Raw genomic sequence first — 15,049 nt, 5'->3', positions numbered from 1 at the left:
ATTTTATCTGTCACAAATTACTGATGGTGTTGAAAAAAAACAGCTTTCTGTGATTGCTCTTGATAGTAAAGATATTGATGCTATAAATTTGAATGATATTGGCTGTTTAAGTAGTTGTGATATAGACTTTGATTCAGTTAATTATATCGGGAAGTTGAACGATAAATTTAGAATGGGTTTGCACCTCGAATATAATGATAATAATGCTTCTGGTTTTTATTTTTATGAAAAAATGAAGAAAAAAATAAATGTAACTGGTCGTCGGGACGGTGATAGGTTGACGCTGTCAGCCTCTGTCCCTGAGGGAATGGAGACGTTTGATGGTCTGTTGGAGAAAGGGCAGTTTAAAGGAATATGGTCAAATGCAGCAGGGAATAAAAAATATCCTTTCACCTTTTATAGGAAGCTAATTCAGTAAACAGGCATAACAACCCTCTGGCTGCATTGGTCAAGATTCTGAAACTACCTGAGTAATAAATATTAATTTATTCTGCCCTGTATACAATAAATTGATGGAGATATAAATGTTGCAGATTATTCGAAAAGGCGACAAAACCACTCACGGTGGTTCAGTCATGACCTGTTCTGGCACCATGATATTTGGTGGGATTGGCGTGGCGCGTAAAGGTGACATGGTTTCCTGTCCGATACCTGGACATGGTCCGACAACCATTATTGAAGGTAACCCTGATTATCTTGATAACGGGATCCCGGTTGCCTTTCACGGCCATAAATGTGGTTGTGGCTGCACATTGATCAGTTCTTTTGCTCCAGCAAAGGTTGCCTGAGTATGCCAGTCTTGCTGGATACCATCCCTGAAAAGGCGGCGAAGGTTCCACGACCTGATACCCGCCGCTGGCTGCTGTTCCTGGCATTTGTCATGTCAGGAGGGGTTGCGTTAACGCTCTGGAACTGGACGACAGAACGCACTGGCTTTATTTTCTGGTTTACTGCGCTGGGATTGCCTTTCTGTCTTTGGGGACTGCTTTTCTCCCTGCGCCGGTTTGCATACAAAGCAGAGCAGGTGGGGGCCGAGTCCCGGAATGTGGAGCGCGAAACGCTTATTGATCGCGAAATTTGTCGGGGTCAGCGCTGTGCTTGGATACTCGATACATGCGTTCAACATTTTTCAGGAAATAGCCCTGGTGCACTAGTGAGAGCACTTAATTATACCGTTCCAGCTTCAGAGGCCTCAACGCCACGTGGTTCCAAAACCGCTGTCAGGTATGCAGCCTTAGCCAGTTTTCAGACAGATCTGAATACAGAACTCATCGCCGCCACGTCAACTCTTGTCGCCCATGTACAAAAAATTACCGACACCCTGTCGAAGGATATTCCTTGCTGCCTGATGCTGGACTGTGACGACGATATCCGACCCAGACTGGAGGAGCACTTCAGAAATGAACTCATCGCCAGAACCGGGCGGGTCTTCCGACTCCTTGCGGGCAAAGGTCTTGCGGGGTTTGATGCCTGGCTGGACCAGCGCTGGGACACTCCAGGCATTCTTGCAGGAGTGACGTTTTCATTGCCTGCTCAGCCTGATGAAGGTGACGCCGATGCTATTACCCTTGTGGTGCTCAGCAACCGTAAAGCTGTTGGTTATCCTGATGCAGTATGTCTCCATCGCCCTGAAAGGGGCCAGGAAACACGGCTTGTAAAAACACTGGGCAGGGCACTTTTATGGGCCGCAACAGCGCCTGAAGCACTAAAAACGGCCTGGTATACAGGACCAATCCTTTCAAGCGGAAGTGGCTGGAATATGGCTTGTGAAGATAACGGGGTGACATTCAGCTTGTCAAAAGACAATCATGGTATTGATCCCGCTCTGGGATATGCCAGACGCGCCGCCCCCTGGCTTGCTATTATTCTTGCCTCTTCTGCTTGTAGCGGTAATGGCCCGCAGGTTATCGCCGCACAACCCGCCGCTGCCAAAGACGACATCTGGGTCGCCGTCATCACCAAAGAAGAAGTTCGCAAGGAATCGCCTAAGAATGTCTAAGGTAAAAGTCAAAACACTCATCGGCTCCGTTGTGACTGTCGCGTTTTTTCTGACGGTCATTGTGGCATTTCTGTTTTATGCCTTTCCGGAAAACGTGGCTTCGGCCACTGGATTCGGGCCGTATGACGGCCAGCGTATACTCACATTCTGCACCATACTGGTTGCCGCAATGTTTTTACTCGGCTGGCTGACAGAGAAGGCTTTCGACTTCGCCGGTAAATCCGGGTTGTATTTCCACTGGGGGCAGAAAAAGGCTCAGATTGTCGCTCCGGTGACGAACACTATTGCCAGTGAAGAAGATGACGATGAACCCGTCTTCAACGAGGACTCCATTTCCGAACACCTGCGCTTTCGCTATGGACGCCGCTGGCACTGTAAGGTGCGACTCCTGCTGGTAACGGGCAACACGGACGATGTCCAGAAAGCAGCACCGGGCCTGTGTCATGACCTCTGGCAGGAAGGCGACGGTAACGTGCTGATTTATGGCGGTGACGCCCAGTCACTCCCGGATGAGATCTTTCTTTTAAAACTGAAACGTCTGCGTCCCGGTCAGCCGGTTGATGGCATCGTTCAGGTGATGAGTACCTCAGCCCTCCCGACGGATACCGAACGGGATGCCTTTTTGCGTTGTCGCCAGAAAGCCGACCACCTGCTGGGCTGGCAGGCACCTGTCTGGCTGTGGCTGACTGACAAAGCCACGAGTGCTCAGCAGGACGCAGAAACGACTGCTGCAGGGGTGATATTCGGACCGGAAGGCACTGTAAAAGAGGCGGGCGAGGCATTTTCTACATTGATGCAACGTCTGCAAAAAGCCGGTATGGCACAGGTACTGAATAATCCGGCTGATTTCGGTCTGCTCCGGTTGTCTTCCCTTCTGCGGCAGGAACTGAAAGCCAGTCTGACCGTTTTGCTCAGCGGGTTGATGCAGGGATCTGCGGCCTGGCGTTTACGCGGCGTTATGTTCAGCCCTGAACTGGCCGTTGCCGGAACAGTGCCGAACACGCACCTCGACACACCGACATGGAAAGCCGTTATTGATGACTGTGAAGCTGTCAGCGCCAGGAAACTGGGCTTCGGCTGGCTGAAGATGCTGCGGTTAATCCTGCTTTCCCTGATGGTCTTATGGGGGGCCGGTACACTGTTGTCTCTCATCGTTAACCGTACCCAGATTTATCAGGCGCAGGAGACGGCCAGGCAGGCAGCGGATACGGCATTCCCCCTGGTTGAACGCCTGCACAACCAGCTCGTATTACAGCAATCCATTGCCCGCCTGCAACATCGTGAGGCGACCGGCGCTCCGTGGTACACCCGTTTTGGTCTTAACCAGGATAGCGACATGCTGACGGCGCTCTGGCCGCTGTATGCGAAGAATAATGCGCAACTGATGAGGGATGCCACCGCAGACCATCTCAGGCAGCAACTGAATGCCTTTGTGCAACTTCCTCCGGCCAGTGATGCCCGAGCACAGGGCACACAGCGTACCTACGATGTGCTGAAAAGTTACCTGATGCTGGTCAGACCGGCCAAAGCGGACGCGGGCTGGCTGGCAAAAAGCGTGCTGGCAGCCTGGCCGAAACGCCGGAATGTGCCGGATGGTGCGTGGCAGGAAATGGCACCCAAACTGCTGGGCTTTTACGCCCAGAATCTTCCTTCACATCCGGAATGGAAAATTAAGCCCGATGCTGAATTAATCGGCACGGTACGTCAGATCCTGCTCAAACAGATTGGCCAGCGTAATGCTGAATCCGGGCTGTATCAGGACATGCTGAAGCGCGTTGCCAGCAACTGGCCGGATCTCACGCTTGCCGATATGACCGGCGACACGGATGCCTCCACCGTCTTCAGTACAGAAGAAGTGGTGCCGGGCATGTTTACCCGGCAGGCCTGGGAAGAACAGGTGCAGGATGAAATTGATGAGGTGGTTAAAACCCGCCGCGATGAAATCGACTGGGTGTTGACGGATAAAACTCATCAGCCCGGAAGCGATATTTCGCCGGAAGCGCTGAAGTCCAGACTGACCGAACGTTACTTTACCGATTTCGGCAATGCCTGGCTGAATATGGTCAACAGCATCCAGTGGCACGAAGCGGCCTCGCTCTCTGACGCGATCGCCCAGCTCAATCTGATCGGTGACGTGCGTCAGTCGCCACTTGTGGCGCTGATGAACACCCTGGCATGGCAGGGAAAAACCGGCGAGAAGGGGGAAGCGCTGGCGGATTCGATAGTGGATTCGGCGAAAAAGCTGGTTGGCCGGAAAAAGAACGTGAAGCAGTTTATCGAACAGGCGCAGGGGCCGCGCGGTCCGCTGGACGATGTGTTTGGTCCGCTGACGGGATTCATGGAGGGAAAAGAGGGGACCGGACGTAACGGTAACCTGAGTTTTCAGTCCTGGCTTGCCCGTGTTACCCAGGTACGGCTGAAACTCCAGCAGGTCACCAGTGCGCCGGATCCACAGGCGATGTCTCAAATGCTGGCTCAGACCGTGTTCCAGGGCAAGGCTATTGACCTGACCGACACGCGTGACTACAGCAGTCTGGTGGCGGCGAGTCTGGGCCAGGAGTGGAGCGGGTTCGGCCAGTCACTGTTTGTTCAGCCGCTGGATCTGGCCTGGCAGCAGGTGCTGACCCCGGCAGCAGAAAGCCTCAATACCCGCTGGCAGACGACCATTGTCGAACAGTGGAATAAAGCGTTTGCCGGCCGCTATCCGTTTAAAGCTACCGGCAGTGATGCCTCCTTACCGCTGCTGGCTCAGTTCCTGCGCGGCGATTCAGGTCGCATCGCCACGTTCCTGAAAACCAGCCTTGGCGGCATTCTCCACCAGGAGGGGAATCGCTGGGTGGTGGATCCTTCTGCAAGCCAGGGAATGGAAGTGAACCCGGATTTCCTGCGGGCAATTAACCAACTGGCCGAACTGTCGGATATCGTTTTTGCCCAGGGCGATGCGGGCGTTCACTTCGAATTAATGGCGCGTCCTTCCCGCGATGTGGCCCGTATGCAGCTGACGCTTGATGAGCAGAATCTGGACTTCTTTAACCAGATGGAAAGCTGGCAGAGTTTTACCTGGCCGGGAAACACGTATTACCCGGGTGTCAGCTTTCGCTGGCGCAGCGTGAACAGCGGGATGCAGCTCTACACCAGCAACCAGGGGAACTGGGGATTCATCCGGCTGCTGGATGAGGCATTAATTACACCTCTTGATGCAAGCCGCACACAGCTGGTCTGGATCACCCCCGACGGTAATCCGCTGAAGTTTGTTATGCGCAGTGAGCTGGGTGACGGTCCGCTTGCCCTGCTGAAGCTCCAGGGATTTAAGCTGCCTGAAACCATCTTTACGGTTGTGGCCAGCGCTGAAGATGTCGAATAAAGACAAGACAAGGAAAAACATGAGTTCACCGGAAGCCCTGTTATCGGCATGCACCACTAACCACGAAGCGCAGTTGCGCCTTACTGAAAGCGCCTCCGGCACCCTGTCCCTCTGGGAGAACTGGTTAAAACCGATCCGCCCTGGGGAGGAAACGGGTGACGATCCGGCCTGTGACGATGATTTCCAACTGATGCGTGAAGAAATCAACAAACTTTCGGGCACCGATCCGGAGTTGCTCTGCACGCTGGCGGAAAAAATACTGTGTGAATACGCCAAAGATATCCGTGTTGTTACCTGGTATACCCAGGCCCGGCTGAGCCGTGACGGCGAGAAAGGCCTGGCGGAAGGGATACTGCTGCTGGTCGCGATGTTGTCCCGCTACGGCAGACACTGCCATCCGCTACGCCCGAATGCCCGGAAAGCCGCGCTGGAGTGGCTCAACAGTTCAAAAGTACTTGATACGTTCTCGCGCTGGCCGGAAGTCGATCGGGAAGATGCCGGCCTGACGGCCGGAGCGGTCACTCTGCTGAGTAAGGTGGTCTCAGACTGGCCTGAAAATGAAAAACCCGCATTCGCTGGCCTTTGTAGCGCGCTGGAAAACCGTCTGGCGCGTTCTGGCGGGGTGACAGCGCTAATCCCCCAGAACAGCAGCTCTCAGGATACCGGGCATGACGCTGCCTTTTCTCCGTCGCCACTGCTGACGGACGTGAAGTCGGGGCGCGATTTGCTGGATCAGGCAAAGGTACTCTCCCGCTGGCTCGGAGAACAACCCCAGGGGTGGCTGGCCTCTCACCGGCTGATGAAAACCGTTCGCTGGGATACCGTCGATCAAATTCCACCGCTGGACAGCAGTGGTCGTACCCGGCTGATTCCGCCTAAACCAGAGTACCGGGCGCAGCTGAAGCGTTTGTACCTGCAAAAAAGCTGGGCTGAGCTGGTGGAGCAGGCCAGCCAGATGTACTGCGAAGGGGTGAATCATTTCTGGCTCGATCTCCAGTGGTACCTCTGGCAGGGACTCAGCCATGCGGGACAGCCTTGGGAGAACCTGGCGGAGTCAGTCCTGCTGGATCTTCGGTTCCTCCTCAGGCGTCTGCCCGGGCTTGAAAGCCTGGCCTGGAATGACGGTACCCCGTTTGCCGATGAGGTGACAACTGGATGGATTGCGGAAAAGGTGAATGAGGAAGGGCTGTCATTCGGTAGCGAGCCGGTCGTGTCCGCGGCGGTAAACGGGGATGAGGTGCTGTCACTTGAGGCCGAGGCGATGGAGAAGGGTGACAGTGAGGGGCCCGAAGCGGCTCTGACGTGGCTCCAGACCCGCCCCGGACTGGACTCTCCGCGAAATCGCTGGCTGATACGTCTGCTGATGGCTCGTGTTGCGGAACAATACGGGCGTAACGACATGGCGCTTCATCTGCTGGCTGAACTGACATCCGGTGCGGCGCAGTTGACGATGGGGGACTGGGAGCCGGGCCTGATGTTCGAAGTTCAGGCCCGCCGTCTGAAACTGTTGCGCATGAAAGCCGGTCGCAGCGAGTCCGATAAAATCCGGCTGATGCCTGAGATGGATGCCCTGCTGGCGGGGCTGATTACCATCGATCCTGCCCGTGCCATGGTGCTGTGTGGCTGAATTTTGTCTGTTAACTATCAGGAATACCGAGCATGGATGATTTAACCCTGCGCTATTTTGAAGCCGAAATGCGCTATCTGCGCGAGGCAGGAAAAGAATTTGCCCGGGCACATCCGGACCGGGCGGCAATGCTCAATCTCGATAAGCCCGGAGCCCGGGACCCGTATGTGGAACGCCTGTTTGAAGGCTTTGCCTTCCTGATGGGCCGTCTGCGAGAAAAGCTGGATGATGATCTGCCGGAACTGACTGAAGGACTGGTGAGTCTGCTGTGGCCGCACTATATGCGGACTATCCCGTCTCTGGGCATCGTTGAGTTTTCGCCTGACTGGCGTGGTCTGCGTCAGGCCGAAATGCTGGCTGAAGGCTTTTCCGTTTTGTCACGTCCTGTCGGGCCGCATAAAACCGCCTGTCAGTATCGGACGACTCGCGATGTTCCGCTACAACCGCTGCACCTTGCAGATGCCCACCTGCATACTGAAACCGATGGCCGCTCTGCTATCCGTCTGCGCTTCGAATGCCCTGAAAAAGTGGACTGGAGTAAAGCCGGGATCGACAAGGTCGCCATATTCCTTAACGCAGAGAGTCCTGTGAGTTCTGCACTGCATCTGGCAATGACCCGGCGTGTACATGCCATGTATGCGCGTCATGCCGGGACGCATACTGAACGACATCAGTTTGATGGCTGGTGCAAACCCATGGGCTTCGATGACAATGACGGCCTGTGGAAAAAAGCCGATACGGCCTTCAGTGGTTACCAGCTGCTGCTGGAGTATTTCAGCTTCCGTCCAAAGTTTATGTTTGTGGAGCTGCGCGGTCTCGACATTATCGGGCTCACTGCGGCCAGCACCTGGTTTGAAATCGACATTGTACTCAGTGAAGCCTGGTCATCCGATCTGCCCTTTGAGACGGAAGACTTCCGGCTGCACTGTGCGCCGGTTATCAACCTTTTTACCCTGGAAGCCGACCCGCTGACGCTTAACCCGCTGGAGAACGAATACCTGCTCAGGCCATTGCGTCTTCAGGATGGTCACACCGAGATTTACAGCGTCGATAATATTCACGGCGCGGTGAAGAATGGCAAGCATCCTTATGTACCGTTCACCAGCTTCCGACACCGGGGCGGTATGATGCGCCACGATGCCCCTGAACGTTATTACCACACCCGCGTGAAACGCGGTCCCTCTGGCCTGTATGACACCTGGTTAATTCTCGGTGGCCGCTCGTTTGAACTGGAGCAGTTGTCCGAAAAACCGGAGTCACTCTCGATGCGAATAACCGGGACCAACGGTCAGCTTCCGCGTAAGGCACTGGAAAGTACCTTGCTGGACAGGGTGGTCAAATCCGGCAAGGTGCCCGTCAGGGTCCTCAACCTCACAGCACCGACGATGCCGCTGTATCCCCCTGCAAACGACCGCTTTCACTGGCGAGTGATGAGCCACCTCGGCTCAAACTTCCTCAGCATGATGGACAATCCTGAGGTCCTGCGGGGCACGCTGGCGCTGTACGACTGGACCGACGATGAAATGAACCGCCGTCGGCTTGAAGCAATCGTCGCCGTGAAACACACTCTGATCCGCCGTTTTGAGAAGGGCTTTATGCTCCGGGGTGTGGATATTGAGGTCACGCTGAACATGGACAATTTTGCAGGCGAGGGCGATGTGAATCTCTTCGGCGAGATGCTGCACCGATTCTTCGCGCTCTATGCCGATATTCACCTCTTTAACCAGCTCACGCTGGTACTGCAACCGACAGGGAAACGACTGAGATGGCGCGAGAATCACAGCCAGCACGTACCGGGCTGACGTTAGCTCTTGATAAAGACATCTGGCGGGTCAATTTCTATCGTTTCTGCCAGTTGCTGGAGCAGGAAAATCCGGACGCGCCAAAACTGGGCACCACCAGCCATCCGGGCAACGACCCAGTACGTTTCAGACCCTGGCCGGGAATGGGTTTCCCGGTCAGCACCCTGAAAGCGGTTGAGACCGACGAAGACCACCCGACATTGCCCCCAACGGTCCGCACGACATTTCTGGGGATGTATGGCGTGGACTCCCCTCTGCCGACGTCTTATCTGGATGACATTGCGCAGCGCCGGGAAGGCTATGAGGCGGTCACCTCGTTTCTGGATATCTTCAGCCACCGGATCACCACGCAGTATTACCGCATCTGGCGAAAATACGCGTATCCGGCCACCTTTGAGGCGGGTGGTCGCGATGCCACCTCGCAGTGTCTGCTGGGACTGGTGGGGCTCGGTATACCGGGCACGGCTGATCGGGTGGCAACGCCGGTTTCCCGCTTCCTGGCCCTGCTGGGGACCATGCGATTGCCCACCCGCAATGCTGAAGGCATCCGTGCTCTGGTGAGCCTGCTGGCACCGAATACCTGGGTATTTATCACCGAACCGGATCCGGTAAAGCTCCATATTGATAACCGCAGTGGGCTGGGTACCGGAAACTGCGTCCGTCTTTCACAGCGGGCCACGCTGGGTAAAACGGGCAGGGAAGCCTGTAGCAGAGTGCTGGTGACACTGGTCACGGAAGATCCCGGCGAAGCCGAAGGCTGGTTACCCGGTGGCATCCTCCATACCGATTTGCTGGTCCTGATGGGCGTCTATCTTGGTTACCGCAGCAATGCCCGACTGCGCCTCACTGTACCCGTGTGGTTGTTGCCTGAGCCGCGCCTGGGCAAAGGCAAGCGTATTCAGCTCGGGCGCACCGGCTTGCTCGGACTGAAGGACGGCAGACTCAGCGATAACCGGGAAACACTGACTGTCAGTCTGGGCTGCTATGAAGGGCTCCGGTGTTCTGCGTTCCCTCCCGCTGAAGACGGACATTACCGCTTCGACTAAATACATATTCACATTCTCAATAAAGGAACTTTTGAATGGCAACAGTAACCCGCTGGTGGGCGCTGACGCTTATTGCCTGTGGTCTGCTCACAGGCTGCGGTCTGACACAGACCGTCACGGACGGTACGGTCAGCATCACGAAATCCATCTTCTACAAGAAAATTAAAGCGCTGCATCTGGATTTTACCCCGCGCACGGCCATAAACGCCGATGGCGCACAGACGCCGCTGGCGACGATGGTGCGGGTCTACCAGCTTAAAGACCGTAAGAATATTGATGCAGCAGACTACCAGACGCTGCTGCGTAAGGCCGATACGGTCATGAAAGAGGACGAGCTGGCGTCAAAAGAGCTGCTGGTGATGCCCGGGGGCAGCGTGACGCTTAATATGCCCATGGATGAAGACGCTGAGTTCGTGGCGGTGGTGGGGCTGTTTAACCGCCCGGATCAGCAGGACAACCGCTGGCGCCTGGTGCTGACCCGTGACGACCTCGACCCGGACAAACCCCGTACGATTGAACTGGGTGATGGCTGGCTCAGCCTCGTGCCGGTAAAGGAGTGACGTAATGGATAACTGGCTGGCGCTTTTTGACGGACAGACGCGTTATTTTCTGGATATTAATGACAGTACCGTGACGGCGGATGTTTTACGCTTTCGCGGCAGGGAAGCCCTGAGCGAGCCGTTCAACTGGGACATCGAGTTCACCTCCGGGCAGGCGAACATCCCCCCGGAACAGGTGCTGATGAAATATGCCTCTTTCCGGATGCGGAGCGGTAAAAGTGTTCACGGCATGGTGACCCGACTGGAATGGCTTTCAACCTCAAATGACCAGTCCCACTACCGGCTCACGCTCAGTTCCCGCCTGGCGCTCCTGGGATACACCCGCCAGTGCGCCGTATTTCAGAACCAGTCCGTCCCGGAGGTGGTGGAGCAGGTGCTGCGCAAACACGGGCTGGAGGGAGCTGATTTTGAATTCAGACTGGAGCGCACCTACCCGCCGCGTGAAATTATCACCCAGTGGCGGGAAACGGATTTACAGTTCATCCGGCGCATTCTGTCTGAGGTGGGGATTTACTGGCGTACGGAGATGGACGACGTGCGCGGTCTGGATACGTACATTTTTGCCGACAGCCAGCTTAACTACCGGTTTGATGTGCAGTTGCCTTACAGCGAGCCATCGGGGTTGTTTGACGGCGCGGCAGAGTCGGTCTGGGATGTGCGAACCTGGCACAACATTGCCACCGGCACCGTCGCCACGCGGGATTACAACTACCGGACAGCCACCACGCCGATGGATGCCACGGTCAGCGTGCGTAATGAGGCGATCACTACCGGGGAACATTACCGCTACGCCGCACCTTATCGTGACGCGGGTGATGACGCCAGCCCTGAGCCGGAAACCGAATCCGGCGCGTTCTACGCCCGGCTTCATCACGAGCAGGAACTCAATAAATCAGCCCGTATCCACCTGTTCAGCAATGCCGCCCACCTTACGCCGGGGCAGGTGCTGGAGCCGCAGGGGGATGTCATTACGGCCCTGAAAGAAGGCGTCGTCCTCACGCTGGTGACCTTCCGGGGCGCCCGGGATTCCCGTCTGCATGTGTCGGTCTGGGGCCTGCCTTACAGCGAACGCTACTGTTACCGCCCGGTGGAAATCCCGCGTCCGGAAATTCACGGCACACTTCCGGCCCGAATTGAGAGCCGGGAGAAGAACGATATCTACGCTCACCTGGACGGGCAGGGGCGCTACCGGGTGAAGCCGGACTTCGACAGGGAGGGGACAGAGCCGGGCTATGGCTACCTGTGGCTGCGGATGGCGAAGCCATATGCCGGTGAAACGCTGGGCTGGCATACGCCGCTCATCGATGGCACCGAAGTGGCGATTGCCTACAGCAACGGTGATATCGACCTGCCGTACATCGCGTATGCGCTGCACGACTCTGAGCATCCGGACCACGTTAACCGGGACAATCACACCCGCAATATCCTGCGTACACCCGCGAACAATAAGCTGCGGATGGAAGACAAGCGCGGTGAGGAGCATATCAAACTCGCCACGGAATACGGCAAAACGCAGCTCAACAGCGGGCATCTGGTGGACAGCCAGGGGCAGCGTCGCGGGCAGGGCACCGAGCTGCGCACCGATGAGTGGGGAACAATCCGTGCTGGAAAGGGACTCTTTGTCGCTGCGGATGCACAGGCGAAAGCGCAGGGTGAGGCGCTGGATATGGATGCCGCGCTGAAGGAAATCGACCGGCTTAACCAGCATCTGCAAAAACTGGAAATGGCTGCAGAAAAGGCGCAGGCGCTGAAAGCGGATGTCGACAGCCAGATAAGGATGTTTGAGCAACGGCTGAAACCGCTCAACGAAGCCGTGCTTTTCTCGGCGCCGGAAGGGATAGCGCTGACCAGCGGCGAGCACCTGCAAATGGCGGCCACGAAAAACGTCGCCATTAACGCCGGGGGCGATATCAGCTCTGGAACAATGGGCAACCTGACCGCGCTGGCCGGGGAAAAACTGGGGCTCTTTGCCCGCACCGGTCAACTGAGCCTGAAATCCGGAGAAGGGCCAATAGATGTCCAGGCGCAGAATGCCAGTATGCGGTTGTTCGCTGAGAAGAAACTGACGCTGAGCTCGGCGGGTGATATTTCGTTTGCCGGGAAGAAGCGTATTACGTTAATTGGTGGCGGCAGTTACCTGCGGCTTGAGGCGGGGAAGGTGGAGTACGGCACGACAGCGACGTATCTGCGCAAAGTGAAGCGGACGATGGCGGCGGGTGCTGCATCAATACCGGTTAAGGCGACAACTGGTGGCGGTATCTGCCTCAGTTGTCTGATGAAGGCCGCGATGAACGGTGACACTTTTGTTGTAAGAGGTGAATCATGAGCAGTATCAGCTTTTGCCTCGCAATGCAGTTCCTGGTTCATTCATCAGACGTTTCAGTGTTTGCTTTAGTTGATGGCCTGCAATATGAGCGCTTCACCGGTTATGAACTGAAAATAAAGCAGGACGTTTGTTTGCCCTTACTTGATACCTGGCCGGATTCGCGTATTGCCTTTGCCGGACCGTGGCTAATCAGGATGAATGAAACAATGGCAATGAGGGAGCAACTGGAAGCCCTGGACATTGCATTACCCGGCGTGTCCTGGATAGTGTCAGGCTCCACGCCGGAGGAACTGGTTGCGCATTTACAGAGATATATGAACACAGGACTTCCGGACGGACGGGTTGCTTTACTGCGTTTTCAGGACCCGCGTGTTCAGGTTCGTTTGGGGACGATGCTGAACAGTCAGCAGCACCGGGAAATGACAGGTTTAATGCGTGAATGGCTGACAACGGTGGACGGGAAAGCCTGGTCATTTAAACAAAGGGAATTCATATGCTGAAGCTGTCTGAAGAGCAGTGTGCCGGTGTGGACAAAATGGAAGTTAATGATTTTGTTCGCGATACCGCGCAAAGACTGAAGAGGAAATTTCCGGGGATTAACGAACCGGATGAAACGTTCCATGTTCGCCTGAGAAATGCACTGGATTATGCCAATACCCTGCCGCTGAAAGAAAAGAATGTGAAGCGAGATTTTTTGTTCCTGGAAGCGTTCTGGCCTGGTTTTTATCTGAAGCCCGAAGTGGATAAATGGCTGAGAACCCCAAACGGCTATTCAACTGATCAACGGGTGGAAGACTATATGCATGTGATGATAAACAGGGAAAGGAGAGGACTCTGATGGTTATGATCCCACCAGTAATTAACGGGGGAATGGGAGGCGCAGCTGCCGGAAGTGCCGGTGCGGCTGGTGGTGCGACCGGAACATCAACCTTTCCCGGAGCAGGAGGCAGCCATGGAGGCTGGGAAGATGAGGATATGTCTTATCCTGGTTCAGGAAGTGCGCAGTCCCGGAGCCAGGGGGGATTTGATTACCAGGGAAAACCCTATGATCCGATGCTGAATGAACCGATGGTGGTCAGCGCGGAGACGCACGGAGATTTCTGGGAAGACGATATGGATTATTTAGAAACGGTGAACTATGAAGGTATTGATACCAGAGCCGGAGCACAGTCGAAGACGGATGAAAAGACCTGTGAGAACTGTCCACCGGAAGGGAAGGTGATGCCGATGGTGAGGCGCTGTTCGCGCTGGAGTATGGTTACAATCAGCTACCAGACGCGTATCTGCGGCACATTTTATAATCCGGAAACCAAGCAGATACAGGAATTTAAATACTGCGGCGTATCATTTGACGGCTGGAAAGATAAGCTGTGTCAGTTCTGGGAGGCAAAGGCGCGATATGACCAGTTTTTTGATGCGTTTGGAGACCCCAAGGGGTGGTGGAAAGGTTATAAAAGTGGTTTAAGCCAGGCAGCGCGTCATCAGGCTGTTGCGACAGTGAATCAACCATTAAAAGTTGTCTGGTTTTTTATGCAACCAGTGAGTTATCGATACTTCTCGAAAATGTTTAAAGATTTTAAAGATATAATTACAAGGTGGGTGCCATGATAAGAATATCAGCAAATGTTTACTATGATGATACTCGTTCTCCAGATGTTGAATTGTGTCTCGATGAGTTATTTCATATTTCAATGGCGATAGATTTATTATTAAACACAAAAAAAAGATGGTATGAAAAGGGATATTCAAGAAAGCAAGCACTTGAACATGTAGTATTTAACCATGGCAAAGCCGGGCCTGGGGTGATTGAGAAATGGCGTAACCAAATAAAAAAAGAATATCCGCTAATTATTGAAGGTGTATGGGATGGTGAGATTGATAGTAAAATATGTTCAATAAATTACATAAAGAAGCACATCGATAATATTAAAAAAACCAATTTGGATGTTAGTGTTACATGTAATCAAGATGAAATAAATACAAATAGAATCATTGAATTTATGATTTCTTTAGTTTCTAATAAAGAACATGTATATGCTGCTATAAATACAAATGGCTACTGGAATTATGGCAATAATGTTTTTCCTGATCGGATTTGTGTCGGATGGATGATTTTTATTCCGGCAATAATCTTACCAGAACTAATTCCTGAGGCTGCCAGAGTTATCCCTGTTATGGATGATACAAAACAAAAAGGAACAATGGTTGTTTCTACCGAAGAGATATTTGATGGAAATAATAAAGAGCACATAGGCAAAGCTAACGATATTGAAATTAAGCTTCTGGATCTTGGCTTGTTGCCACTGATGACAGAGCTTTAATTCT

At 54.2% G+C, this 15,049-nt stretch carries 13 protein-coding genes; all 13 read left to right on the top strand.

Annotated elements, in window-relative coordinates:
• The first annotated feature begins 49 nt into the window (after positions 1-49).
• The 13 genes from IM282_RS00815 to IM282_RS00755 all read left to right on the top strand — a co-directional run bounded on the left by IM282_RS00815 (position 50) and on the right by IM282_RS00755 (position 15,045).
• Positions 50-418 carry a hypothetical protein gene (locus IM282_RS00815; RefSeq protein WP_192970013.1) on the top strand — a complete coding sequence of 123 codons (369 nt, stop codon included), beginning with the start codon at positions 50-52 and terminating at the stop codon, positions 416-418.
• Between the two features lie 106 nt (positions 419-524).
• Entirely contained in the window at positions 525-788 is a 264-nt protein-coding gene (locus IM282_RS00810) for a PAAR domain-containing protein (RefSeq protein ID WP_058677123.1), read from the top strand.
• Between the two features lie 2 nt (positions 789-790).
• Positions 791-1,999, top strand: coding sequence for a hypothetical protein (locus IM282_RS00805; RefSeq protein WP_126314930.1), 1,209 nt, complete (start codon positions 791-793; stop codon positions 1,997-1,999).
• Entirely contained in the window at positions 1,992-5,363 is a 3,372-nt protein-coding gene (locus IM282_RS00800; protein WP_126314929.1) for an ImcF-related family protein, read from the top strand. Before IM282_RS00805 ends, IM282_RS00800 begins: the two co-directional genes overlap by 8 nt.
• 19 nt (positions 5,364-5,382) lie before the next feature.
• Positions 5,383-6,990, top strand: coding sequence for a type VI secretion system protein TssA (tssA, locus tag IM282_RS00795; protein ID WP_126314928.1), 1,608 nt, complete (start codon positions 5,383-5,385; stop codon positions 6,988-6,990).
• Between the two features lie 32 nt (positions 6,991-7,022).
• On the top strand, positions 7,023-8,792 hold the full coding sequence (gene tssF, locus IM282_RS00790; protein WP_058677119.1) for a type VI secretion system baseplate subunit TssF: 1,770 nt from the start codon (positions 7,023-7,025) through the stop codon (positions 8,790-8,792).
• Positions 8,756-9,838, top strand: a complete 1,083-nt coding sequence (gene tssG / locus IM282_RS00785; RefSeq protein ID WP_063149880.1) for a type VI secretion system baseplate subunit TssG — start codon at positions 8,756-8,758, stop codon at positions 9,836-9,838. The genes tssF and tssG overlap by 37 nt, the downstream gene beginning before the upstream one ends.
• 35 nt (positions 9,839-9,873) lie before the next feature.
• Positions 9,874-10,398 carry a type VI secretion system lipoprotein TssJ gene (tssJ, locus tag IM282_RS00780; RefSeq protein WP_063149881.1) on the top strand — a complete coding sequence of 175 codons (525 nt, stop codon included), beginning with the start codon at positions 9,874-9,876 and terminating at the stop codon, positions 10,396-10,398.
• 4 nt (positions 10,399-10,402) lie between these two features.
• Positions 10,403-12,724 (top strand): type VI secretion system Vgr family protein, encoded by a 2,322-nt coding sequence (locus tag IM282_RS00775; RefSeq protein ID WP_192970012.1) that lies wholly within the window; start codon positions 10,403-10,405, stop codon positions 12,722-12,724.
• Positions 12,721-13,224 carry a DUF4123 domain-containing protein gene (locus tag IM282_RS00770; RefSeq protein ID WP_126314925.1) on the top strand — a complete coding sequence of 168 codons (504 nt, stop codon included), beginning with the start codon at positions 12,721-12,723 and terminating at the stop codon, positions 13,222-13,224. The genes IM282_RS00775 and IM282_RS00770 overlap by 4 nt, the downstream gene beginning before the upstream one ends.
• The gene (locus tag IM282_RS00765; RefSeq protein ID WP_126314924.1) at positions 13,218-13,562 is read left to right on the top strand and encodes a hypothetical protein; all 345 of its coding nucleotides are present in this window, start codon (positions 13,218-13,220) and stop codon (positions 13,560-13,562) included. Before IM282_RS00770 ends, IM282_RS00765 begins: the two co-directional genes overlap by 7 nt.
• Positions 13,562-14,332 carry a Tox-REase-5 domain-containing protein gene (locus IM282_RS00760; RefSeq protein WP_226839796.1) on the top strand — a complete coding sequence of 257 codons (771 nt, stop codon included), beginning with the start codon at positions 13,562-13,564 and terminating at the stop codon, positions 14,330-14,332. The genes IM282_RS00765 and IM282_RS00760 overlap by 1 nt, the downstream gene beginning before the upstream one ends.
• Entirely contained in the window at positions 14,329-15,045 is a 717-nt protein-coding gene (locus IM282_RS00755) for an Imm52 family immunity protein (protein ID WP_192970011.1), read from the top strand. Before IM282_RS00760 ends, IM282_RS00755 begins: the two co-directional genes overlap by 4 nt.
• The last annotated feature ends 4 nt before the right edge of the window (positions 15,046-15,049 follow it).

The sequence above is a fragment of the Enterobacter cloacae complex sp. P29RS genome (assembly GCF_014893445.1).
GTDB lineage: Bacteria > Pseudomonadota > Gammaproteobacteria > Enterobacterales > Enterobacteriaceae > Enterobacter > Enterobacter intestinihominis.
This window is presented reverse-complemented; position numbering and strand designations above follow the sequence as displayed.